Below are 22,624 nucleotides of genomic sequence, written 5' to 3' on the forward strand. Positions count from 1 at the left end.
GTATTTTCTGATTTTAATTATTTAGACATATATTTCACCTCGTAGCTAGAGGAACTGGCGATAAGCATAGGGAGATTTTTTAATAATCGAGGTAATCAAACAAAATGAAAAAGCTTATTCTAGCATCAACACTAGCCATTATTTCTGCATCATCATTCGCAGCGGATGACCACTCAGGTTTTCGCGTAGGCGGTGGTTTTGGTACTGACATTGGCAAGTATCAACTTAAAAATATAGATGGCCACAAACTAAGTGCAGATCCTTCCGTCACGATTGAAGCGGGTTACGATTTCAATAAAATTTTTGCACTAAACGCTAAAGGTTCAAGTATGGGCTTTACCGATTACGCCAAAAGCAGCAAAGGTAAAAGCACAGTCTACGAGCTAGCAATTGAAGCAGAAGCAGGTTACAACTTTGACATCGGTGGGCGCTTATCAATAAAGCCATACATTACCGCTGGCGTCGTGACCTTTGATAAAGACACCAGTAATCTTTTCTTCGATGAGAATAATGCTCTTCGTGCTAGAAGCGCTTTAGGTGCTCGTATGACAATGGCCAACGGTGTCTACGTCGATGGTCGCATTCAAGGTACCGACTACACAGATAAAAACACTGAGTTCACAGGGAAGCCAGGACAAATGCTAACGCAAGGTATGGTCACCGTGGGTTATAAATTCTAAGTACTAACCATTTGATGGGAATTCGAGGTAATCGAGGCCGATTACCTCAGCCGCCCCCGAAAGGGGCATTTTAGTATCTAAATCTCAATAAACGACTCTATACATCAAAACCCAATTCCATATTGGAATCACTTGCGAGGATGATGACCTTACCATTCTCCTTCCTTCCCCAGATTAAGCCACTGCAGTTATATAGATTTACCTCACCAAAACGACAGGCATCGTGAATTTCCTAACTCAACACTTAGAAAATATGCATAGAACTGACGGTCATAATCAATGGGAAGCGAACGATTGTGACTCAAAAGCTCTACGTTGACGCACCAACAGCGACATTGTGGAGGAGCTTTTGCCGACATATCTCAATGATTAGTCGAGAAAAATACCACACCTATTCGATATGTATATATTTACCAACTTAATCTACCACCATTTCAGCGATATAAATACATTCATCAGCAGCGCAAATATAAACACTTCAAACAATTCAGACCTAAAAGAATGAATGCTTGAAACACCAAAACAAGGCGGTGTGACTCAGGTAGGCGACACAAAACGCCGAGTTTGAAGCAATAAGGTGGTCATTCAGATGAAAAAAACACTCCAAGCAACACTCATAGGGTTAACCCTGTGCTCAACAGCCAGCTACGCCGACAACGCTATAACTCAAACGGTTACTGACGATCACGTGGTGGCAGGTGACTTTATTCAAATCGCACTTCCAGCCACAGGTTTGTTTGCCGCCTGGCTAAACGACGATGCAGAAGGAGTAAAACAACTCACCTACTCACTCGCAACCACTGTCGGTATTGTACAGGCAGGCAAATTCGCTGTTGGGCGACTAAGACCTAACGCCTCTAACAATGCTTCGTTCCCATCTGGTCATACGGCTGCGGCGTTTTCTGGAGCCGCCTTTTTGCAGTCCCGCTATGGGGCAAAATGGGGAATTCCTGCTTACCTAGCCGCAAGCTATGTCGGTGTAAGCCGTATCCATGGCAACCGCCACTATGCCGATGATGTATTAGCCGGGGCTGGTATCGCGTTTCTCACCAATCAATTTTTTGTTTCTAGATACACACCCGAAGGGTCAGTGTAGGGGCAGCGCCGCTCAAAGACGGCATGATGTTGAATGTCAACATCACTAACGATGCACTTAATTACTCATCGAATCGAACGAGACCGGCACAAACAAGATACAAACCATCACGTCAGTCATTTACATTGGACATTGGTTTTAACCTACACGACTCGATTGGTGACCTAGGCGCAGGCGACATAATTGATAATCCAGATCCTGTTGACCGCTACCAGCCTTTTTCCAAAGCAGCGTACCAATATCAGCTCAACAAGACATCCTCTATTGAGGTTCAAGTCGCACCAAATGAAACACGTCGAAACGGGCTTGTAAAACAAAACTTCACGCTTGATGGACACACATACAACGAAGGTAATAAAGATAACGAAGGTGACGATGTCATCATTGCATTGCGCCAATGGAGTGCCGGTGCTTCATACCTAAAAGACTACACCGTAAGTGACCAAATCACCTTAACTGGAGGCATAGGTTTATACGCCTACTACGTCGAACTAGAAGCAGACTTATAAATGGTGGTGCGCACAGTAAAGTGAATTCCACACCAATTCTGCCTTCTTTAACAGGGAAAGTAGCTTATCAGTTCAATCCAAACTGGTCACTTAAAGGACGCGCAGACTATCAAGCCATTAACAAAAACCGAGTGTGGATGGCAGAAGCAGGTGTTCAGTATCAGCTCAACCCCGAGTGGGATATCGAACTGAAATATTCACATACCAACAACCGTTGGGAGAGTTCTTCCACGCAATACAAAGCCGACTCTGTCGTGTTTGCTGTTACTAATCATTTTTAAGAGGCCACCACCATGAAAACCAAACCATTTGCCATTGCGGCTCTCGCATCTGCCCTTTTTTCAACCTTCGGCCATGCGCAAGATTTTAATGCCATCAATCAAACTGTAAACGACGATTATGTGGTTGCCGGTGATTACTTGGCTATTGGGATACCTGCGGCTGGTTTTGTCGCTGCATGGATCCATGATGATTGGGAAGGTGCAAAGCAGCTAACCATTTCCGGATTAGGTACCCAAACAATTACAGAGCTAACCAAAAAAGCCATAGGACGGCACCGACCAAACACAAACCTAGGCAAAATCAGCACCAAGTCGTTCCCTTCAGGTCATGCCGCTGGTGCATTTTCTGGGGCGGCATTCCTACAAACTCGCTATGGCGCAGCATGGGGCATTCCAGCTTATGCGGGGGCGGCATTTGTTGCTGCCAGCCGCGTTCATGGTAATCGTCACCACGCGGATGATGTGCTCGCGGGTGCGAGTATTGCGTTCTTAGTGAACCAATTTGTCGTGTCGCCTTACGTGAATGAAGGCGTGGCTTTCAACCTTACGCCAAATAAAGACAACGGACTGACGTTTGGTGTGTCGATATCCAACCAAGCTCTTGAGTACGACCAAGGCCGTGAGCGGGGTGATGGCAAACTTAAACAGAGAAGTCGTCACAGATTCCAATTTGATATGGGCTTCAACACACTTGATTCAGTGTCGCAAATCGACGCTCATGGCCAATTGCAAAACAGCCAGTTGGTTGATGAACATCAACCTTTCGCCGCGGTTCAATATGATTATGCTTTGGACAAAGAAAGCTCGTTTGAAATCAATGTAGCACCGAATGAAACTCGACGATACGGTATCGCCAATAACGGGCTCACTATAGGAGACACCACTTATGAAGATGGCGATAAAGTTTACATGGCATTTAAACAATGGAGTTTGGGGGCTTCCTATCTAAAGCACTATCAGCTCACAGACCAGCTAAAAGTTTCCGGTGGTCTAGGACTCTATGCCCACTACTTAGAGGTGCAGTCTGACAAACTCCAAGGAGGGAAGCATGACAAAGACAACCTACTTGAAATCATGCCTGCGGGCTCTATTAAAGCGAAATACTCGATTATTGGTGGTTTATCCGCTTTGGCCTCTGCTCAATACCAATGGGCAAACAAAAACTCAGTAACCACTACCGAAGTAGGTTTAGTTTACGAAGTGAATCCAGAGTGGGAGTTCGGAATAAAATACACGACTTCGCGTAATCAATGGCGAAGTATCAATACCAAATATGACAGTGACTCCGTAGTGATGAGCTTTGCCAACCGTTTTTAATTTACTCGATAAAACTCATGAATAAGCACTTGGTAATCCAAGTGCTTTTTATTTTAAAACAAACCTTTAATCAGCGAATTACGATTGTTTTCGTTCTAGATATCAAGCGCCTCTATTCCTTTATCTGCTCCTTTATCTATTCAAAAATCGAATGGTAACTAACTTATAACTATCGGTGATTTGGCTAATAATAATCCCAACTTAAACGCAAATGAGACAACACTCATGAAAAAATCACTATTAGCTTTAATGCTCGCTAGCGTAAGTGTAGGAGCACTTGCAAACGACACACCAGCTCAGGAAGAGGTTAACTATGGTGATCCAACAGCAAGTTTTTCTACGGTAGGTATCAGTGGCGCACAAGATAAAGGCCAACTCAATTTGATGTACGGTGCAGGTTCAAACATTTTCCAGCTCGACCTTGGATTTGATAGAACTAAAGATGCAGAGGGTAAGCGCCCTGAATCTAAAGACGTATTTAACTACCGCGGTCGCTACTTCCATGTAACTGAAGGCTTAGGGTACTCAGTCGATGTACTTGGTGGTGCAGACAAAACAACCGTATTAGGTGGTGCCATCTACAAAATGCCGTTAACCGACAACATCACTGTATTCCCAATGCTATCAGCGGGTTACACTGCATCTAAAGATGGCAAAAACGCAGTGGGTCTAGAGAAAGACAGCGCACTTGCTCAAGCCGGTATCTACGGCATGTACGGTTTTGATGGAGGCCACTGGCTATACGCAAACCCGAAATCAACTTATCACGCAGAAGGTGAGACCTTCACAAACCAGATCGAAGTAGGCGGCGGCTACATGGTGGCTGATAGAATCTCTGTCGGCTTCAAGGTAGAACACACTGCTAAAATCAAAGGCAGTGAGAAAAATGGCCTAGGAATTGGCAACGATACTAAAGCCGATACCGTCACTTGGTTGCAAGCGAACTACTACTTCTAAGTCGCTGGTTCACAAAAACAGAAAGTGAATAAAATCGGAAAGTTTACAACGTCAGAAAGAGGCTCCTAATCCAGGAGCCTTTGTTTTTTGGAGAGCGCACGCTTTCAGTTAAGAGGCCTTCTTCTGTTTGCAGGTTTGGTCCCAATAGGTTGGCGTACCAAAGTACTCGGTAAAGAAATCGATAAACACGCGTACTTTAGGCGCGAGTAAACGGGTACTGGGATAAACGGCCCAAATCGCTGAGCTAGTCACCAATGGCGTGTGGTCCAAGATCGACACCAATTCACCACTTTTCAGATGCTCATACGCACACCATGTCGAGCTCACCGTGATACCTAAACCATGAACACTGGCATCGCGCACCGCCTCACCGCTGTCAGCTTTGAACTGGCCTTTTGGCTTAACCTGAATCTCCCCAGACTGTGTCTTGAAAGTGAATGATTCAAGCCCTGGCATGGAGATGAAAGAATGTTCTAGCAGATCTTCGGGATGTTGTGGTGTGCCATGCTTGGCGAGATAGTCAGGCGAGGCGACGACTAAACGCTTATCGTCCGCAATCTTTCTCGCCACCAGCGTCGAGTCTTGAAGTGGTGCATTTCGAATCGCAATATCGAAGCCACCTTCGACTAAATCGACAATCGAATCCGACAAACGAAAATCCACTTTAAGCTCTGGATATTCAGCCATAAACTGCTTAAAAGCGGGAATCAGATGCATTCGGCCAAAAGAGGCAGGTGCGGATACGCGAAGTGTCCCTGTTGGGCGAGCACTGCCCGCCCCTACCGAAGCGCGCGCCACTTCCACACTGGATAAGACTTCTTCAGCATGAGGCAGAAACGCCATACCTTCTTCGGTGAGCGAAACTTTACGCGTGGTTCGATGAATCAAGCGAATGCCCAAAGACTCTTCGAGCTTGTTAATGTACGAGCTCGACACCGCCGCTGACAGGCCGAACTCTTGCCCCGCGGCACTAATATTGTGTGTTGTCGCGACGCGTACGAACAACTTTAAATGATCAATGTTCATCTCTTTCCCTTCTCGTCAACGCTGGAGCTCTGCGCCAAGAATCTGTTTTATCACAGATAGTAGCACCAATCCTAATGTCTTCATTTAATATAAAAAAACTGCCAATGGCAGCTTTTTATTTCTTTATCCGTAGAGGGCTTAGTTCAAACCTTATTCTTCATGTATTTCATTAAACCGTTGTCACAACATCATCCATTGGTAGACGCGCTTTTGGTAGACCATGGTTATAGTCTTCACCTGATTTGTGGTAACCAATTGCAAGCGCCACTTCACAAACGTGACCATCAAGTTCATCTTTGAAGATCTCGCCAATTAAGCTTGAGTCCACCCCTTCCATCGGCGTTGAATCAATGCCAAGACGTGCGAGTGTGTGCAGAAGGTTACCCAGTGCAATGTACACCTGTGCTTTAGTCCAATGACCGTTGAAACCTTCTTCGTCGGTGTTCATTTCAGCGAATGCGTAAGCGCCCATAAACATGTCGTACATGTCTGCAGGTAAGTGACCAGACGCCACTTCTGCGTCCACACGTTTTGCGAATTTTTCTTTGGTAAACGCAGGGTCGTACGCAAGCAGAATTGTATGAGACGCTTCTTTCGCATGCGGCTGGTTAAACTGGTGCATGTTGGCAAATGAGTCATGGAAACGTTGCTTAGCTTCGTCACTTTCAACCACAATGAACTTCCAAGGCTGAGAGTTGATAGAAGAAGCCGACAAACGAATCGCTTCTTTAATTACGTTCATATCGTCAGCAGAAATGCGCTTGCTTTGATCGAATTTCTTCGCAGTGTAGCGGCGATTTAGATCTGAAATAATTGGATGACTCATGACTCTACCTATCTGTTTTTATTTAATAAATTGGGCAATAAAACACAGACCCTGTCTGCCAAAACCCATAAAGTGGCGCTATCATAGCCGTACGAACTATTATTGATAATACCTATGTATGAGTAATCACTTTTTAGATTTTGTTGATAATAGTAAATTCAAAGCTCTTCCCGTTGATCAGCATGCATAGACATAGAAAGGCAAACCAAAACCCACAAAAAAAGCGCCCATTGGCGCTTTTTAACTATTGAATACGGCGAGAATAAGAAAGGCTAACCGGTGAACTCTTCAGATTCAGGACGTTGAGTAAACTGCACACCGTTTAGGAAATTACACAGCAGTTCATCTTCGCACTCTTTAAAGTTCTTATTGTTTGGCTTACGAAAATAGGCACCAATCTCGTATTTACTCAGACTCACGCCAACCACTTCCAGCACATCCAATACATCATCGGCTTTCATGTTTAGAGCAATACGCAGCTTCATAAAGATCATGTTGTTGGTTAATGTCGCTTCCGGCTTAGGCTGCTCTCCGTCTTTCTTTCCACGTTTAAGGTTAATGAAACCATTTAGAAAAGTCGCTAGCTCTTTATCTTTCACCTTAACGCAAGATTTCTCGCTTTCATCTTTGAGCCAGTTGGCTACAAGATCATGAGCAACAGGTGCATCTGCTTGCTCAAAGGCTTTCATTATTTGGGAATTTTTAAGATTGAGAGCGTGCTGAATTCGACGCAGAATTTCGTTATTAGTCACTTAGGAATCCTAACAGAGTTAATAGGTAACGCGGGTGCTTTCCTAGACAACGACCTAATCAGGAACAATCACCCACATTTGTTAGGAGCGACTCTAACAGAGAATGAGCACTATCTATATAAATAACGTCATGGCATAAAGCTTGGTTTGGGGCTCGCACCCATCAGAGTTTAGCCTTCGCTATCGATGCAAATCTTTATCGCATTAGGTCGCCAATACTCGAACTCGCAGTCCATTAACTCGCCATCTTGATTGTAGTTAACGCGACATATCTTCATAACTGGTTGGCCTGCCGCTAAGTTAAGCGCCTTAGCTACATACGCTGGAGCCGAAGTTGGAATGACCTCAAAACGTGAGCGTTTAGTCTCGTAGCCATATTTATCTCGGTAAATACCTGTCAGAGAGCCAGCTAGGTTTTCCTCCAAGATCCCCTCAAATAATGACGATTTCAGTACATTTTCTACGAATAACACACCACGGCCATCAATCGTTCTCAGACGCTCAATCACATAAATTGGGGTGATTTCCGAGATATCTAATGCCTCGGCATACTCACCGACTGCCATTTCTTTACGAACATTAATTAGCTCAGTTTGAGCGGTACGTCGCTGCTCGGCAATCATCTGATGAAAGTGGCTGCGAGAGAGTGGATTGTAACGAATACGCGATGGGGAAACATACCAGCCCCTTCTCTCTTCACGATAAATAAGCCCTTCAGTTTCCAAAGAAACAAGGGCGTCTTTAATGGTTATTCGAGTCGTGGAAAATAACTCACTCAGTTCGCGTTCAGAGGGTAACTTCTGCCCTTCGTCCATGATTCCATTATTAATTTGTTCTCTTAGCGTCGTTTTAATTTTGCCTAATTGCGTTCCAAATTGGCTGATGCTGCCTGCTCTCATTTCTGATCTAGTCCATAGCACTTTATGACTAGCAAGATACGACTCACAGGTAACAGATTTATGACAAGGCCAAAACGAAGAACTGCAATACAACTGCCACATAACCGAAGGAAAACTGTCAATTAAGTCGAGCAAAAACGTCACATTGAGTCCCTAGCATAATCATTGAACTTACTGACCTAGTCCAGAAGGATAGAGACAATGAAAACTTTGCTAGCACCTGTGGCACTGATTGCCGCAACACTATCAGTACCAGCAATGGCAAAAGATGCCGACCTAGATTCACTGATTAAAGCGGCTCAAAAAGAGGGCGCGGTTTACAGTGTGGGCATGCCTGACAGTTGGGCAAACTGGAAGGATACGTGGGCAGACATCAAGTCGAACTACGGCCTAAAGCACCAAGATACAGACATGAGTTCGGCGCAAGAGATCGCTAAGTTCGAAGCAGAAAAGCGCAACGCGACGGCGGATATCGGTGATGTTGGTTTTGCCTTTGCCCGCGTTGCAGTGAAAAAGGGCGTGACTCAGCCATACAAGCCACAAACATGGAGCGATATTCCTGAGTGGGCAAAAGATGAAGACGGTCACTGGGCACTTGCTTATACTGGCACTATTTCATTCATTTCAAACAACAACCTAGTTAAGGATGCGCCAAAAACTTGGGATGACCTGCTAAAAGGTGATTACAAAGTAACGGTGGGTGATGTGGGCGTGGCAGCGCAAGCAAACAACGCAATCCTAGCCGCAGCCTTTGCCAAAGGCGGCAATGAGTCGAACCTAGATCCGGCCATCAACTTCTTTGCAGAATTGGCAAAGCAAGGCCGTTTGTCTTTCACGGATCCAAGTATTGCTAACCTTGAAAAAGGCGAAGTGGAAGTCGCTATTCTTTGGGATTTCAACGCGTTGAACTACCGTGACAGCATCGACCGTGAGCGTTTTACGGTTAACATTCCACAAGATGGTTCGGTAATCTCTGGCTACACGACCATCATCAACAAATACGCGAAAAACCCAAATGCAGCTAAGCTGGCTCGTGAGTACATCTTCAGCGACCAAGGCCAAATCAACCTAGCAGAAGGTTACGCACGCCCGATTCGCACGAACGTGACTCTGCCTCAATCGGTACAAGACAAGCTAATCTCGAACGACCAGTACAGCAATGTACACCCTGTGACGGATTTCTCTGCTTGGGAAAAATCAGCACGTCGCCTACCACGTCAGTGGCAGGAGAACGTACTTATCCACCAGCAATAAGAGTCAACCACTATGAGCAATAAGGTTATCCTTGTTGTTCTAGATGGACTCAACTATCAGGTAGCCCGTGATTGCATGGGCTACTGAATGGCCTTCTAGAGCAGCAACGCACATCCCTCTATCAACTGCAAAGTGAACTGCCGTCTTTATCTCGACCACTTTATGAATGCATCCTTACGGGTGTTCGGCCAGTCGACAGCGGCATTGTGAGCAATGACATTTCTCGTTTATCACATCACGACTCAATCTTCAGCTTGGCAAAATCCCAAGGCAAAGTGACCGCCGCTGCCGCCTATCATTGGGTAAGTGAACTCTATAATCGAGCGCCATACAACGCCGTGCGCGACCGCTTCACGGATGACGAATCCATGAATATTCAACACGGCTGTTTCTACCATTGGGACCACTACCCAGATGAAGCCTTGTTTCTAGATGCCGAGCATTTACGCCGCTCGCACCAGCCAGATTTTCTACTGCTTCACCCAATGAACATTGATGACATGGGGCACAAGCACGGTTTGGATTCTCATCAATACCGCAATTGTGCGCGCAAAGCGGATGCACTGTTGTCTCATTATATCGATGCCTGGCTAAGTGATGGTTACCAAATTATGGTGACTAGCGATCATGGGATGAACAACGACAAGTCTCACGGTGGCATTCTTGCCGAAGAGCGTGAAGTTCCGTTGTTTGTCATTGGCGATCAGTTTAGTCACCAAGCGTGCCAAGTGAAGCAAACCGAACTTTGTGGCTCTGTATGTCAGCTATTAAGGCTAGACCACACTAAGCCGTACACGCAGGAATTGTTAGCCCTATGAACAGTTCAACCCTTTCTCACAATGTCAAAAAAGCCAGTGCAAGCCAGCCCAAATATCAGACATGGTTAACACGGCTTAAGCCTGCGTTATGGCTTGCACCATTTGCGCTGTTTTTCTATCTGTTTCAGCTGGCCCCTATGATTTGGGTGCTGATCAACAGCTTCATCTATGATGGAGAATTCGCCCTAGAGAATTATATTGAAGTGCTCGACTCTGCCTTCATGATGCAAGCATTCAGTAACAGTTTATGGCTCTCTTTTTGGTCGAGTGTTATTGGGTTGGCTATCGCCACATTATTAGTGTCGTCTCTGCGTAGGGTCGATTGTAAAGTGCGTGATGGGGTGATTGCCTTTACCAATATGAGCAGCAATTTCTCTGGAGTGCCACTGGCGTTCGCTTTCATCATTATTCTCGGCACCAATGGCGCGATTACACTGCTGCTAAAGCAATATGGGCTGATTGGCGATTTTAACCTGTATGGCAAATGGGGCTTGCTCGCCATTTACATCTACTTCCAGATCCCGCTGGCAGTACTGCTGCTCTACCCTGCGTTTGATGCCCTGAGCGATGATTGGCAAGCCGCGGCCGCGCTGATTGGCGCAAGAACGTCACAATATTGGGCGAGAGTTGCCCTGCCTGTGTTGTCACCCGCCCTTTTGGGCACCTTTATCATTTTAATTGCCAACGCCATTGGGCTTATGCCAGCGTTTATGCCCTCACCAATGGAAACTACAACGTCATTACTGTACGTATCGCAAGTTTAGTCTCCGGAGATCTGTTCCTAGAGCCTAACCTAGCGGCGGCAATCTCAGTGATTCTCATGGCAATGCTTGCCTTTATCACCATCATCAACCAATGGTTGATCAGCAAAAGCTATACGGCAAAACACAGCGGAAAAAGAGAAGGGAAATAAGCGTATGCACAACATCAACTCCCGCTTTCAGCAAGCGACTTTCCATAAAGCGGTTGTCTATTCCATTGTGGGTATCATACTCATCCCGATACTGGCAACGTTTCTGTATTCCATTTCATCGAGTTGGGGCGCCACCGTCACACCCGATGGCTTCACGTTAGATTGGTATATTAGGCTGCTGACAGACACACGATTTTTGCAAGCCTTTGGCCGCTCATTGTTCATCTGCGTGGCCGCCCTGTTACTGAGCGTGGTTTTGGTTTTACCGGCTATTTTTGTGGTGTTCTACTACTTTCCAAAACTCGACAAGTTAATGAACATCCTCATTCTACTGCCGTTTGCGGTGCCGCCTGTGGTCTCATCGGTAGGCTTGCTTCAACTGTATGCCGACAGCCAAATATCGCTTATCGGCACACCGTGGATCTTGATTGGTACCTACTTCACCATCGCGCTGCCTTTCATGTATCGCGCCATTGCCAACAGTTTCGAAGCAATCAACTTACAAGACTTAATGGATGCGGCGCACCTGCTGGGCGCAAGTACCACCAAGGCGTTTCTACTCATCATTATTCCGAACCTGCGAAAAGGGTTATTGGCTTCGCTGTTTCTGTCCTTCTCATTCTTACTGGGAGAGTTTGTCTTTGCCAACATCCTTGTTGGTACGCGCTATGAAACCTTACAAATCTACTTGTACAACATGCGTCAAACTAGCGGCCATTTTACTTCGGCCCTAGTCATGACCTACTTCCTGTTCATCTTCTTACTGACTTGGCTAGCAAGTCGCTTTAGCCGAGGAGCCCAATCATGAGTTATGTAACCACCAGCCAATTAACCAAACGTTTTGGCGATAACACCGTTTTTGAAGCGATCGACTTTACCATTAAGAAGGGTGAGTTTGTCACGCTTTTAGGCCCAAGCGGCTGCGGTAAATCCACTCTCCTTCGTAGCCTAGCTGGGCTTAACCCCATTGATGGTGGACAAATCTCGGTCGATGGTGAAGACATCACCCACCTTGCGCCACAACAGCGTGGGATTGGCATGGTGTTTCAGTCCTACGCCCTGTTTCCTAACATGACGGTAGCAGGCAATATCGCTTTCGGCCTAAAGATGAAAAAGTTAGATGCGAAAAGCATAGAGCGCGAAGTGGCCAAAGTCATTGAGCTTGTGGACCTGAAAGGTAAAGAGAAGCACTACCCCCATGAGCTTTCTGGTGGTCAAAAGCAGCGCGTAGCTCTTGCCCGTGCACTGGTTGTTAAACCGCGTATTTTGCTACTGGATGAACCGCTTTCGGCGCTGGATGCCAAGATCCGCAAGCATTTACGTCAACAGATCCGCGATATTCAAAAAGAGATGGATCTGACCACTATTTTTGTCACCCACGATCAAGAAGAAGCGATGATCATGTCAGATCGCATCTTCCTGATGAACAAAGGCGAGATCGTACAGGCAGGCACACCTGAGCAGATCTATACCCATCCTGCCAATGAGTTCGTCGCCAGTTTCATGGGCCATTACAACTTAGTTGAAGCAAGCAAAGCCAAGCAGCTATTTAACATAGACACTGACTGGAAAGTCGCCATTCGCCCCGAATCTATCTACGTTAAAGAGCAAGGCCGTCAGTACGGTGAGCACATCTCCGCTCCGCAATCGGGCACGATTAAAAGCCACCAGCTACTTGGCAATGTGATTCGCTATCAAGTCAGTGTTGATGAATGCGACCTTACCGTCGATCTGCTCAACCGCTCTTCCGAGCGCTTGCTCGCTAATGGCAGCAAAATGGAACTACTCTTTAATCTAAACGAAATTCAACCTGTGAGAGCCTAAACATGTCCAACCCTTTGTATGTTTTTGATATGGACGAAACACTCATCAACGCCGACTGCTCAATGTTATGGAACGCATTCCTAGTTGAAAAAGGCATCGCCACTGATCCAAACTTCCTGGAAGAAGATCAGCGTTTAATGGGGCTTTACGCACAAGGCGAATTGGATATGGAAGACTACCTAGCCTTCGCTATGGCGCCGATAGCACATTTGCCTATCGCCGAAGTCCATCAACTGGTGGAAGAATGTTTGGATTCCCATGTGATGCCGACGCTGTTTCAATCGGTTAAGACGCTGCTTGAACAGCTAAAACGCGATGGCATCGATATTTTGATTATCTCAGCCAGCGTGTCATTTCTAGTGGAGGCAGTCGCTCGTCGGTTGGGGCTAACACAAGCGCTCGGCATTGATATGGTTGAAAAACTGGGCTGCTACAGCGCGCAGATCTCAGGGGTACCTAGCTATCGCGAAGGGAAAGTCACCCGCCTTGAAGCTTGGTTAGAACAGCAGCCCAAAAGCTACTCTGAGGTACACTTCTATACCGATTCAATCAACGATTTACCTCTGTGCGAATACGCCGATTACGCCTATCTGGTCAATCCATGCCCGCAGTTAGCTGAGTTCTCACATCGTGATAACTGGACGGTATTGAATTGGGATTAGGCTATTGAGCCAAACCCTAAAAACTAAAAAAGCGCCGTTTGGCGCTTTTTTATTGATTTGCTTGAGTTTAACCCAAGATTAAAACGTTTTTGGTGCGTAGCCCGTCATTACCGATAGGCGCAGCTCTTTACCAATTTTAGTCATTGGGTGAACCACAACTAGACCTTTCACAGACTTCTTCAGCTTACCCATATCCGCTTGTTCAGCTTTGGTAATTTCACGTGAGAAAGGCATGTCTAGCAAAGCTTTACGCTCTTTGTTCAAGTCGAAGCTCTGCTTGTGTTTTAGTTGATTTACTTTTTTGGTTAATTTCTCAATTTCATCCGTGAACTTGCTTACCATTTCGCTATCGCGACGAGATTTCGCAGCGTCGAGTTTACGACGACAAGTGTCCAAGCGGTTGTTTAATTGCTGGATTTCTTTTTTTACAGTCATGGTCTTTAACTCTTTCTATGTCAGGGATGAAAACAAGTGGGCGCGGAGTATATCATAGCAACTCACTTCGCCCTACCACCATTTTAGTAGGCTACAATAGATAAATTAACAAAGACTTATGGAAAAGCCTGATGAAAGGACTCTGCACTGCTGCCACCTTACTCTTAACCACTTTAACGATCTCATCGTTAAGTGCCGCCGAAAATAACATCAATATCACCTTTATAGAGCCGCAAGGTCAGCAAGAGGTTGACGCCAAGGCACTGATTCAAAGCAGTGGGGTAAACGATATTTTCCTTGAACTGGGCGCGGAGCATTTTCAGTTTAACAAACCTCTAGAGCTGCAATATGGCAGTGAAGATGGGCCTTTGTATGATCCAGAGGCGCACACCGTACACATGCCATACGAGTTTGTGACCAGTTCATTCAACTACTTCAGCAAAAACGATTACGAGAAGAACTTTGACCGCACAGCTCAAGATGGCACGGTCGACATTCTACTCCACACATTGTTACACGAAGCCGCACATGCTTACATTGCTGATCAGTCCATCCCTATTTTGGGCAAAGAGGAGGATGCGGCCGATAACTTTGCCGCCGTGCTGATGCTCAACTATTTGGAAGAGGGCGACACCATGACCATTAGCGCGGCAGACTTGTTCGCCTTTGAGTCCGACGATAAGCCCGATTACTACCAAGTCGACGAATACATAGGAGAGCATAGTTTCGATCTGCAGCGTTACTTCGCCACACTGTGCTTAGTGTACGGAAGCGACCCTGAAAAACACGCTAACTTGTTGGATGAAGTGGAAAAAGAGTATCGAATGGAGCGCAAAGACTTCTGCATTTATCAGTTTGACGTGATCAACGCTAACTGGCATCACTACTTTACCCCTGAGTGACTTCAAGAAAACTCTGACGCCATCAAAGCTACTACTTCTCTCCGAATCAGGTTAGGGCAAGCTGTTACAACGCGCTCCCCCACTATTTTTTCCTCACAACTTCTATCGCAAAAGCGCATAGCTCCAATCTTTCACTTTCCTCTTCAAACCGCCACACTCTCTTATGAATGGTAAGAAAGACTTTTTCTAACCTATACAGACTCAAATAGTGAGCGAGGACCGCCCAGCTATATCAATAAAACTGGAATCCCATTACGACTTAGCGTCGATTTAAGCAGGAAAAACAATGTTTAAAAAACGACTTCTTCCATTAATGCTATTGCTCACTGCTTGTAGTCAGCTGCCTGACAACTCTCACTTTCAGGCTAAAACAAGCGAAAGTTCTATGCAGAGCACGACTGCTTCACTATCTCAATCCCAAACTCATAACCAAACTGGCGTCACCTTGCTAGAAAACGGTTTAGATGCGCTCGCCACCCGCTTGCACCTTATTGATCAGGCCAAAATCTCGATAGATGTTCAATACTACCTCTATCATGCCGACATATCGGGGCACATGTTTACTTTAGCGCTCTGGCAAGCAGCTGAACGTGGGGTAAAGGTCCGCCTATTGCTTGATGACATCGCATTAGGTGGCAAAGACAACATCTTGTTGGCCATCAGCAGTCATCCCAACATTGACGTAAAGCTCTTCAATCCGTTCTATCGTTCTGAACCTAGGATTACTCAAATGCTCACTCGCTTTGGCGGCGTCACTCGGCGCATGCACAACAAATCCTTAGTCATCGATGACCGTATCGCTATTATTGGAGGCCGAAACATTGGCGACGTTTACTTTGATGCTAGCCCTAAAACCCAATTTAACGATTTGGATGTTCAACTTTGCGGACAGGTGGCCAATGAGTTACGCCTTGTATTCGATGAATACTGGAGCCATGAACTGGCCTACCCAACAGAGCTACTGTTCGGACAACGTGCAGAATCTAAAATATCGAAAGAGAGAGAACGATTACTTCAGCCAGAGTTCATCACCTTGCATGAAAAGCGCTACTTCGAACAGTTACTGTCAATTACACTAAAGAGAAAAAACGATGCCCCATGTTCTTCAAACCAGTATCAGGGCAAAGTACATATACTCGTCGATAAGCCCGTAAAAATTCTCAAACCCAAAGAGAGAAAGGAATTTCACCTTGCTCCAAAGCTGACTCCATTTCTAAGTGATCTCAAGCGGGAATTGATTATTGTCTCACCGTACTTTGTTCCAGAAAAAGATGATCTCGATTTCTTCGCAGCGCTTATTCAGCGTAACGTCAAAGTCACGATTTTGACCAACTCATTGAAGTCAAACGACGTCCCCCTTACCCATGCTGGTTATCTTAACCATCGTAAGAACCTGCTATCCATGGGGGTTGAACTGTACGAGTTCGACAGCAAATCAGCGTTACACCCACAAATCAAACTCAGTCTTCATTCGAAATATTTTATTGCAGACCGGGAGTCAGTGTTTATCGGTAGTATGAACCTTGATCCTCGCTCGATTAATGAAAACACAGAGATCGGTGCTGTAATCAAATCAGTCCCGCTTGCCGAAGATATGGCCCAAACTTTTGAGCACGTAATCGCGAGTTCAGCTTTTGCCGTCACATTAGAAGATGACCAAATCTCTTGGCACAAAAAAGCGGCTCATGAAGACGAATTCCATCATGAGCCGCACAGTAATTTTTGGGAGCGTTTTTTGCTGAATGCCGCGCGTTTTCTTCCGGGAGAATCTCAACTATAGGGTCTGTTGCTTCGCTGTCAGGAGATCTTTTAGGTAACTGACAACAGGGCCATCTTGTTTGTTTCCTTTCCAGATCAAATCTGCGCCATAGAACATCCCTGTGCGCTGGAACTCAGGTTGGAACTCGACCAATGTACCCATGGCTTGTCGTTCAATCGCCATTGATTTAGGTAAAAAGGCCCAACCTAATCCTTGCTCGACCAAACGCACCATGTCATCTTGATCAAATGCTTGCCAGATTTCTTGAGAAATTTTACCCGTTTTTTTCAGAACACTGTTCTCTAACATACTGGTACACACAATTTGACGCTCGGTAATCAGGGTTTCGTTATCTACCTCGTCCATATCTGAAAAACTCGAGTCGGGACTACACACACATACCCACTCGATCTGTTCAATGACCATGAACTCTAAGTAATCAGGCACCGCCTTGGAGGCAAGATTTAGCGCGAGATCCAACTCTCCATCTTGGACTGCAGTGACCAAAGACTCGCCGTACATTTTTTGTAGCTGCACCTGAGTAAATGGGAACTTCTGAGCCATCTTTTCCAATGCACTATCAATCACGGAAAGCGGAACCAAAGGGTCGATACCAATTCGAATAGTATCTTCCACCTCTTCCAAAGTGCCTTGCGCATAACTATGAATGCGCTCAGCTTGACGAATCAATACCTTAGACTGCTCATACAGGTGCTCACCCTGAACCGTTAACTTCGGGTATTTGGTTGAGCGATCAAACAATGTCACCCCTAAATCTAGTTCCAGATTGTTGACTCCAATACTCACTGAACTCTGACTTTTACCTAAGTGACGTGCGGCGGCAGAGAATGAGCCTTTTCGGCGGCGGCGATGAATGCCGTTAACTGTTCAAGATTAAGCATAGTAGACCTATTATTAATTCAGTTGGGTTTGTTGTTTACACATTAATAAAACATATAGGTTCAAGTCAACATAAACTCTTCGCTTCGTGATGTAAAATTACCTTTTTTTATTCGATTTTCGAATAGGTGTTAATTACAGGTATTCGATATTCAGCTCTAACATAGTCTCAACAGCACACAACTCAATTGAGCTGAAAGGAGCGCATTATGAACAGTACGACCACAATTTTAGTTGGACTAACGGCAGTAATGGGAACGTTCGCATTAGAGGTGTCTGCGAATGAAAGTATGGATATTAGCGCCATGTTGCCTATTGCTTTTAATGCTCAATCGGTGTTGGCGACCTCTCATGATTCAACACAACCTCTCAACGTGGAATACCAAGCACTGCTTGAAAACATTGAAGTAGGTGGTCACTACATCTCTTTGAAAGCCAGTGGAGAGGAAAAGAAAAGCGGCGTATCGACGTCCTCTGAACTCATCGTAAGCGATGTTTATCCAACAGCTCTTTACGATGGTCAGCGATTCCTAGAAAATCAAAACCAAAGTCCAAATAATCAAATGCAAAGGCCTGAGGAGTTTCATTACCCAAATCAGAACTACTTTTAAGCGCTACGACTATAGTTCAAGATAACAAACATCGCTTATAAGGAAGCCCTATCTTAGGGCTTTCCCCGATCCTGAACCATAGGTTGAAACCATGTTCGGCTACACTAAACATCAAGTTGCCAATTTAGTGTTAGCTCTCGCCAGTTGGTCATCTCAACATCGGCATATGAACTCAAACTGTGAAGACCAATAAAGGCTTGCTCACCAACTTCTTTCACTCTAGAGGTTAAATCGTCAATACAGCACTGAACAACTTCCACACCGTCTGCATTTTTTGATAGACAACTTGAAGGTTCAATCATGCGATCTATTTTCCCTCGCCAAACGGGGTGGCGGCGAAGATATGCGTATACGAGCCAAGTGGTATAAGCGGATCGCCGATAACCAAATCCAACCCACCCGTTATATGGCTCAGTCTTCACTTTTAGCTTATACAAGGCCTGCCAATTTTCGCATTCAAACCATTGACATACCGCTTCACGGGGCAACACTTGCCAACATTCATCGAAATTTTGGGTAATCTTTTGAACTCGGAATTCTGGCCCTTGCTCTTCCACCTTCCATAGCTGAGTCTTATCCTTTGGATCTAAAAAATGCATTAACATAATAAATTCCATCCAAATAAAAAGCGCCATACAGCGCTTTGTTAACTAAAATTCTGTTACTACCAAGCTGTCCCAAATTGGATGTAGAGCGTCCACTCTTCTGGGCCTTTGGCAATATCAACCCCTGTTTTCATTCCCAAATGGCGCGCCATGAGGTAACGGAAGCCCGCACCTTGCATAGCGAGTGTTGGGACATCATCAAAGCTCTGTTGCGCATCGGTTGCTTTTGCCACACCAGTAAAACCGAGTAACGTCCAACGCTCATTAAGGTGATAATTAAGCTCTACCTCAGCTAGCGCGGTTTCATCACCTTGGTATCGCATGGCGGGCATACCGCGCATGTCAACATAGGGGCGCGCATAGAAAGGCGCTTCACCATCCAACGCTTTCATATCAGCACGAATCGCGAGGCCCCAGTTATCAAACAATGGGTTGTAGTTATGCACGTAACCGTGAACCACTTTGTAATCGAAATCGCCACCGAATGCAGGGTTATGAAGCTTGTATGCCACACCAGCTTTAGTGCCTGCGCTTGGCGAAATTTGGTTGTTTCTATCATCGTAAGTCAGCTTTAAAGTGACATTAGCGTCTTTACTGTTGAAATTGAGTGAGTCGATACCCGGCAACACCTCTTGCACATCAAAACTTGTCTCACTGTTTATATAGGTGTAGCTGCCACCAACAAAAATGTTGGATTCTCCAATCCGCACATCCACGTCTTGCGTAAAATACAGGCCTTCCATATTAAACTTGGCGGGATCTAGCCCATCAGCCACGTGATAGTCCAAATTAAAAGAAGCCCCAAACAAACCACCAAAATAGCGCACTTTGTCATCAAACCAATTACCCGAGTGAAAGCCCCCTGCGACATAACTCCCGTTACTGGTTGCACCAGCGACAACACCAGAAACACTCAATGGCATATCACGAGCTGCCTCGGGATCGGCTTTACGTTGCGCTTTTTGCTCCTCCGTTTCATGGAAAAATAGTAAGGCTGCTCCACCACCAGCTCCCACCGCAGGTTCGGTAATCGCAAAAGGCAGTGGCATAAATCCATGGCTATTATTGAGTACCCATTGACTTGCATCGAGCTGGCCATCTTCTGGATCAACAAATTGTTCAAATAGGCTAGCTTGGGTAGAACTAGTCATTATTGCTATCGCTGTAACAAAGGCTGCTTTTTTAAAGGTCATAGTGAATGCTCTGAATTGTTGTCGTTAATGACATACTAAAAGCAAACATCTAATAGTGAGAGTTAGTAACTATGCGTTATTAAAATAGGTTGTTCAGGTTTAAGCTAGAATTTGTATGATGGCACTTCGATATGTAAAAAAGTCTCAGGTACACTCTTGCACTGTTTCGCCAGCAGTCGACTTTGATTGATAGCAGAAAATATCATCACTTCCATAGTTAGCGAACTTACATCAAGGCAAGCATGGTAGAGAAAAAAGTATGCAGTTAACACACTTATTTTCATCAAGATCAATAGGCCAATTTTCACGGTTAATTATATGTTTAAATTGCACATCAACCATCTGATAATCCAATAGAATCTAACTATTACCAATATAATGCATACGATAATATAAGCCGAACTAATGTAGGAGAACCATTAATGCCATTGGGGTTCAACTCGGTCTTCTTACATTAACATTACCAAGGCTAGCATGCCCATAGCTCTAACAGTTGTTTAGGCTTTAATTATATACCTAGCTCGAATTATATATTTCAACCTACTAATAAAATTTTAATAAAGTCGATAACAAAACTTATTCTTACCAGCTAATAAGACTTATTTATGACCACAAGAAAATACACCATAGTTAATGTGCATTTATATAGAAATATTTATGACAAGCACACGATTGGACTAGAGTATGACGGCACCATGTACCCAATACCAACAACACTTGCCACTCTAGAAACTGCTCGTGAAGTTGTGCTGAATTCAAATAAATTTAAGCCGACAAACAAACTAAATTCATTTGCTCTTACAGAACTAAAATATTCATTTAAAGTTATAAGAGAGGTCGTATGTTGTTAAATGAAAATCGTATCACTGACATTCCATATATTAATCACCTTGGAAAGCATGATTATTGTAGTTTACTCGAAATTCCAGAATATAAGCTTTACCATGTTGCCTGGATAGATAAAGGCAAAGCCAAAGGCATGCACTTTGCCTGGAGCCCCGAAGAAGAGATTATTATAGACCATGGAATGCTTCCTATCATGATTAGAGAAACCCTGACAGAAGCAATTAAGCATAGTAGGGCAAACTGATCCCCCTTAGTTTTTACTCCCTTTACAACGGAAACTACATATGGTTTCCGTTTTTTTTTGCCTGCCATTAGTGCTCCATAACAACAACTTATTTACCCCGACTAACTTTGATATCCCATGATGTCCTTATCAAAGGCGCTATTCGCCCATCCACGGGCTACTTCTAACAACACTAATACTCACTCATCACCGCTCATCCAGGTTCAATTCAGCAAAAGCTAGCCAAATAATAGAAAGGGTTGTTTATTCCATTGGCTGGATGAATCAAGGAGTCGGTACAAATCAAAAAGGCTTTCTAAGGAAGAGTTCCCTGACAAACACGGGGAATACTTTTTATACCACTGCTTCATAGTCTTGCGGATACAACAAAGCCTCTCCGCTTGAAGAGGCTTTGTTGATAAGTGAATGCAGGAGCGTCGAGGCTGCTACTGTTGATTAAACACAGAATTGAAAGCAGATACCTCTAATCTTTTAACAAGATTATCCGCCAAAGGGGAGCTCGGGGACACTTCATGACTTAGTATCTTATCAATATCAACCTTAGGGCCATACACTGCACGGTTCAACGTGTTATCTGGGGTTATTTGCACAGAGTCCATACTGCCGCCAAAGTAGGCACCTCGATTTTCGGAGATCATCAAGGCTGAAATACCTTCAGCTCCCGCAACCAATTTACCGCTAACTCCTTTGATGATGGTAAGATCAGCACTTGCACCCAATCGAAGTGGTTTCTTCATAATATCTTTCACCACATCATCACTTAGAATTACCCCTATACCTTGTACTTGTTGCATGCCAGCCAGCAAGCCGAACATCAAGCTGCTATATCGAACAAATACAGGCGCACTCCACTGATGGTTCTGACGGGTTAGCATGATTCCTCTCCCCCACTGAGCACCGACAATAAAACCAAGTTGATGACTGCTTGGGAAAATAACGACCGCTTTTGCAATGCCTGTAGTGGTTTTTACCGAATCCCAATACTCGTTTTCGTCAAAGCGCATGAACTGTGAATCGGCTTGCTGCAGAACATCAGTCGCTTTCTCATACATACGCTGTTGAGCAGAAGATAAATGTTTAGGTGGTTCAATTTGACTTGGCACCTCGCTAGCGAAACACGCTACGCTGCTCAATGAGCTCAATAGAAACATGGTCGCTAACTTAATGATTTTTAGAGTGTAATTTTTAGATTTAGACATACCATGCCCCTATTAAACATCATGTATTAAAAAGTCGAACTCATAGTCTTAAAGGAAAGCTGCAATATACTCTCGTTATTGCGACTCTGGACTTTCTACTCTGGTTTGACTATTTC

The 22,624-nt window shown here is 44.8% G+C and carries 24 protein-coding genes and 2 pseudogenes; 17 read left to right on the forward strand and 9 right to left on the reverse strand.

Annotated elements, in window-relative coordinates:
• Positions 1 to 104: 104 nt before the first annotated feature.
• From UA76_RS03965 to UA76_RS03990, 6 genes are all read left to right on the forward strand, one after another.
• Positions 105 to 680 carry a porin family protein gene (locus tag UA76_RS03965; RefSeq protein WP_047043287.1) on the forward strand — a complete coding sequence of 192 codons (576 nt, stop codon included), beginning with the start codon at positions 105 to 107 and terminating at the stop codon, positions 678 to 680.
• Positions 681 to 1,269: 589 nt separating this feature from the next.
• Positions 1,270 to 1,776, forward strand: coding sequence for a phosphatase PAP2 family protein (locus UA76_RS24415; RefSeq protein ID WP_047043289.1), 507 nt, complete (start codon positions 1,270 to 1,272; stop codon positions 1,774 to 1,776).
• Between the two features lie 23 nt (positions 1,777 to 1,799).
• Complete coding sequence (locus tag UA76_RS24420) at positions 1,800 to 2,285, forward strand: hypothetical protein (RefSeq protein WP_238322177.1); 486 nt, start codon at positions 1,800 to 1,802, stop codon at positions 2,283 to 2,285.
• 20 nt (positions 2,286 to 2,305) lie between these two features.
• Positions 2,306 to 2,566: an outer membrane beta-barrel protein gene (locus UA76_RS24425; protein ID WP_047043291.1), complete on the forward strand. Its 261-nt coding sequence runs from the start codon at positions 2,306 to 2,308 to the stop codon at positions 2,564 to 2,566.
• 12 nt (positions 2,567 to 2,578) lie between these two features.
• Complete coding sequence (locus tag UA76_RS03985) at positions 2,579 to 3,883, forward strand: phosphatase PAP2 family protein (RefSeq protein WP_047043292.1); 1,305 nt, start codon at positions 2,579 to 2,581, stop codon at positions 3,881 to 3,883.
• A 225-nt stretch (positions 3,884 to 4,108) separates the two neighbouring features.
• A complete protein-coding gene (locus tag UA76_RS03990; protein ID WP_047043294.1) occupies positions 4,109 to 4,840 on the forward strand; it encodes a hypothetical protein in 732 nt (243 codons plus the stop codon).
• 108 nt (positions 4,841 to 4,948) lie between these two features.
• Here UA76_RS03990 and UA76_RS03995 read toward each other — a convergent pair whose 3' ends face one another.
• The 4 genes from UA76_RS03995 to UA76_RS04010 form a co-directional block, all read right to left on the reverse strand.
• Positions 4,949 to 5,866 carry a LysR family transcriptional regulator gene (locus tag UA76_RS03995; RefSeq protein ID WP_047043297.1) on the reverse strand — a complete coding sequence of 306 codons (918 nt, stop codon included), beginning with the start codon at positions 5,864 to 5,866 and terminating at the stop codon, positions 4,949 to 4,951.
• 169 nt (positions 5,867 to 6,035) lie between these two features.
• Positions 6,036 to 6,692, reverse strand: coding sequence for a nitroreductase family protein (locus UA76_RS04000; RefSeq protein WP_047043302.1), 657 nt, complete (start codon positions 6,690 to 6,692; stop codon positions 6,036 to 6,038).
• Positions 6,693 to 6,964: 272 nt separating this feature from the next.
• Positions 6,965 to 7,444, reverse strand: coding sequence for a YehS family protein (locus UA76_RS04005; protein ID WP_047043305.1), 480 nt, complete (start codon positions 7,442 to 7,444; stop codon positions 6,965 to 6,967).
• A 170-nt stretch (positions 7,445 to 7,614) separates the two neighbouring features.
• A complete protein-coding gene (locus tag UA76_RS04010; protein ID WP_047043306.1) occupies positions 7,615 to 8,343 on the reverse strand; it encodes a UTRA domain-containing protein in 729 nt (242 codons plus the stop codon).
• A 201-nt stretch (positions 8,344 to 8,544) separates the two neighbouring features.
• Here UA76_RS04010 and UA76_RS04015 point away from each other — a divergent pair, with 201 nt between their 5' ends.
• The 7 genes and pseudogenes from UA76_RS04015 (at position 8,545) to UA76_RS04040 (ending at position 13,814) form a co-directional block, all read left to right on the forward strand.
• Positions 8,545 to 9,597 carry an ABC transporter substrate-binding protein gene (locus tag UA76_RS04015; protein WP_047043309.1) on the forward strand — a complete coding sequence of 351 codons (1,053 nt, stop codon included), beginning with the start codon at positions 8,545 to 8,547 and terminating at the stop codon, positions 9,595 to 9,597.
• 12 nt (positions 9,598 to 9,609) lie between these two features.
• Positions 9,610 to 9,698 (forward strand): annotated as a pseudogene (locus tag UA76_RS25580) (alkaline phosphatase family protein); the annotation flags it as partial.
• 24 nt (positions 9,699 to 9,722) lie between these two features.
• Positions 9,723 to 10,415 carry an alkaline phosphatase family protein gene (locus UA76_RS04020; RefSeq protein ID WP_420340896.1) on the forward strand — a complete coding sequence of 231 codons (693 nt, stop codon included), beginning with the start codon at positions 9,723 to 9,725 and terminating at the stop codon, positions 10,413 to 10,415.
• Positions 10,412 to 11,328: pseudogene (locus UA76_RS04025) on the forward strand (ABC transporter permease). The gene UA76_RS04020 and the pseudogene UA76_RS04025 overlap by 4 nt, the downstream one beginning before the upstream one ends.
• A 4-nt stretch (positions 11,329 to 11,332) precedes the next feature.
• Entirely contained in the window at positions 11,333 to 12,136 is an 804-nt protein-coding gene (locus tag UA76_RS04030; RefSeq protein ID WP_047043312.1) for an ABC transporter permease, read from the forward strand.
• Positions 12,133 to 13,152: an ABC transporter ATP-binding protein gene (locus UA76_RS04035; protein ID WP_047043315.1), complete on the forward strand. Its 1,020-nt coding sequence runs from the start codon at positions 12,133 to 12,135 to the stop codon at positions 13,150 to 13,152. Before UA76_RS04030 ends, UA76_RS04035 begins: the two co-directional genes overlap by 4 nt.
• 2 nt (positions 13,153 to 13,154) lie before the next feature.
• On the forward strand, positions 13,155 to 13,814 hold the full coding sequence (locus UA76_RS04040) for an HAD family hydrolase (RefSeq protein ID WP_047043318.1): 660 nt from the start codon (positions 13,155 to 13,157) through the stop codon (positions 13,812 to 13,814).
• 78 nt (positions 13,815 to 13,892) lie between these two features.
• Here UA76_RS04040 and UA76_RS04045 read toward each other — a convergent pair whose 3' ends face one another.
• Positions 13,893 to 14,249 (reverse strand): YibL family ribosome-associated protein, encoded by a 357-nt coding sequence (locus UA76_RS04045; protein WP_047043321.1) that lies wholly within the window; start codon positions 14,247 to 14,249, stop codon positions 13,893 to 13,895.
• 131 nt (positions 14,250 to 14,380) lie between these two features.
• Between UA76_RS04045 and UA76_RS04050 the strand changes: the two genes are divergently transcribed.
• Together UA76_RS04050 and UA76_RS04055 are read left to right on the forward strand one after the other, a co-directional pair.
• Positions 14,381 to 15,151, forward strand: a complete 771-nt coding sequence (locus tag UA76_RS04050; protein ID WP_047043323.1) for a DUF4344 domain-containing metallopeptidase — start codon at positions 14,381 to 14,383, stop codon at positions 15,149 to 15,151.
• A 286-nt stretch (positions 15,152 to 15,437) separates the two neighbouring features.
• Entirely contained in the window at positions 15,438 to 16,931 is a 1,494-nt protein-coding gene (locus UA76_RS04055; RefSeq protein WP_052771944.1) for a phospholipase D-like domain-containing protein, read from the forward strand.
• Here the strand turns inward: UA76_RS04055 and UA76_RS04060 are convergent.
• Positions 16,926 to 17,717, reverse strand: coding sequence for a LysR family transcriptional regulator (locus UA76_RS04060; protein WP_238322178.1), 792 nt, complete (start codon positions 17,715 to 17,717; stop codon positions 16,926 to 16,928). The two genes, UA76_RS04055 and UA76_RS04060, sit on opposite strands and share 6 nt — an antisense overlap.
• Before the next feature lie 302 nt (positions 17,718 to 18,019).
• Here UA76_RS04060 and UA76_RS04065 point away from each other — a divergent pair, with 302 nt between their 5' ends.
• The gene (locus UA76_RS04065) at positions 18,020 to 18,421 is read left to right on the forward strand and encodes a hypothetical protein (RefSeq protein WP_047043326.1); all 402 of its coding nucleotides are present in this window, start codon (positions 18,020 to 18,022) and stop codon (positions 18,419 to 18,421) included.
• Positions 18,422 to 18,525: 104 nt separating this feature from the next.
• Here UA76_RS04065 and UA76_RS04070 read toward each other — a convergent pair whose 3' ends face one another.
• Positions 18,526 to 19,026: a hypothetical protein gene (locus UA76_RS04070; protein ID WP_047043328.1), complete on the reverse strand. Its 501-nt coding sequence runs from the start codon at positions 19,024 to 19,026 to the stop codon at positions 18,526 to 18,528.
• Positions 19,027 to 19,085: 59 nt separating this feature from the next.
• Positions 19,086 to 20,177, reverse strand: a complete 1,092-nt coding sequence (locus UA76_RS04075; RefSeq protein WP_047043348.1) for a BamA/TamA family outer membrane protein — start codon at positions 20,175 to 20,177, stop codon at positions 19,086 to 19,088.
• An 883-nt stretch (positions 20,178 to 21,060) separates the two neighbouring features.
• Between UA76_RS04075 and UA76_RS04085 the strand changes: the two genes are divergently transcribed.
• The gene (locus UA76_RS04085; protein ID WP_047043332.1) at positions 21,061 to 21,309 is read left to right on the forward strand and encodes a hypothetical protein; all 249 of its coding nucleotides are present in this window, start codon (positions 21,061 to 21,063) and stop codon (positions 21,307 to 21,309) included.
• Between the two features lie 425 nt (positions 21,310 to 21,734).
• On the opposite strand, the gene UA76_RS04090 is transcribed toward UA76_RS04085, so the two are convergent.
• The gene (locus tag UA76_RS04090) at positions 21,735 to 22,508 is read right to left on the reverse strand and encodes a lipid-binding SYLF domain-containing protein (protein ID WP_047043334.1); all 774 of its coding nucleotides are present in this window, start codon (positions 22,506 to 22,508) and stop codon (positions 21,735 to 21,737) included.
• Between the last annotated feature and the right edge of the window lie 116 nt (positions 22,509 to 22,624).

The sequence above is a fragment of the Vibrio mexicanus genome (assembly GCF_001012815.1).
In the GTDB taxonomy this organism is placed as follows: Bacteria; Pseudomonadota; Gammaproteobacteria; order Enterobacterales; family Vibrionaceae; genus Vibrio; species Vibrio mexicanus.

Bases quoted from the DNA above. Each gene is read 5' to 3' on its own strand.
- UA76_RS03965 (WP_047043287.1), top strand. From the start codon at position 105: ATGAAAAAGCTTATTCTAGCATCAACACTAGCCATTATTTCTGCATCA.
- UA76_RS24415 (WP_047043289.1), top strand. From the start codon at position 1,270: ATGAAAAAAACACTCCAAGCAACACTCATAGGGTTAACCCTGTGCTCA.
- UA76_RS24420 (WP_238322177.1), top strand. From the start codon at position 1,800: ATGATGTTGAATGTCAACATCACTAACGATGCACTTAATTACTCATCG.
- UA76_RS03985 (WP_047043292.1), top strand. From the start codon at position 2,579: ATGAAAACCAAACCATTTGCCATTGCGGCTCTCGCATCTGCCCTTTTT.
- UA76_RS03990 (WP_047043294.1), top strand. From the start codon at position 4,109: ATGAAAAAATCACTATTAGCTTTAATGCTCGCTAGCGTAAGTGTAGGA.
- UA76_RS03995 (WP_047043297.1), bottom strand. From the start codon at position 5,866: ATGAACATTGATCATTTAAAGTTGTTCGTACGCGTCGCGACAACACAC.
- UA76_RS04000 (WP_047043302.1), bottom strand. From the start codon at position 6,692: ATGAGTCATCCAATTATTTCAGATCTAAATCGCCGCTACACTGCGAAG.
- UA76_RS04010 (WP_047043306.1), bottom strand. From the start codon at position 8,343: ATGAGAGCAGGCAGCATCAGCCAATTTGGAACGCAATTAGGCAAAATT.
- UA76_RS04015 (WP_047043309.1), top strand. From the start codon at position 8,545: ATGAAAACTTTGCTAGCACCTGTGGCACTGATTGCCGCAACACTATCA.
- UA76_RS04030 (WP_047043312.1), top strand. From the start codon at position 11,333: ATGCACAACATCAACTCCCGCTTTCAGCAAGCGACTTTCCATAAAGCG.
- UA76_RS04035 (WP_047043315.1), top strand. From the start codon at position 12,133: ATGAGTTATGTAACCACCAGCCAATTAACCAAACGTTTTGGCGATAAC.
- UA76_RS04040 (WP_047043318.1), top strand. From the start codon at position 13,155: ATGTCCAACCCTTTGTATGTTTTTGATATGGACGAAACACTCATCAAC.
- UA76_RS04045 (WP_047043321.1), bottom strand. From the start codon at position 14,249: ATGACTGTAAAAAAAGAAATCCAGCAATTAAACAACCGCTTGGACACT.
- UA76_RS04050 (WP_047043323.1), top strand. From the start codon at position 14,381: ATGAAAGGACTCTGCACTGCTGCCACCTTACTCTTAACCACTTTAACG.
- UA76_RS04055 (WP_052771944.1), top strand. From the start codon at position 15,438: ATGTTTAAAAAACGACTTCTTCCATTAATGCTATTGCTCACTGCTTGT.
- UA76_RS04065 (WP_047043326.1), top strand. From the start codon at position 18,020: ATGAACAGTACGACCACAATTTTAGTTGGACTAACGGCAGTAATGGGA.
- UA76_RS04070 (WP_047043328.1), bottom strand. From the start codon at position 19,026: ATGTTAATGCATTTTTTAGATCCAAAGGATAAGACTCAGCTATGGAAG.
- UA76_RS04075 (WP_047043348.1), bottom strand. From the start codon at position 20,177: ATGACTAGTTCTACCCAAGCTAGCCTATTTGAACAATTTGTTGATCCA.
- UA76_RS04085 (WP_047043332.1), top strand. From the start codon at position 21,061: ATGTTGTTAAATGAAAATCGTATCACTGACATTCCATATATTAATCAC.
- UA76_RS04090 (WP_047043334.1), bottom strand. From the start codon at position 22,508: ATGTCTAAATCTAAAAATTACACTCTAAAAATCATTAAGTTAGCGACC.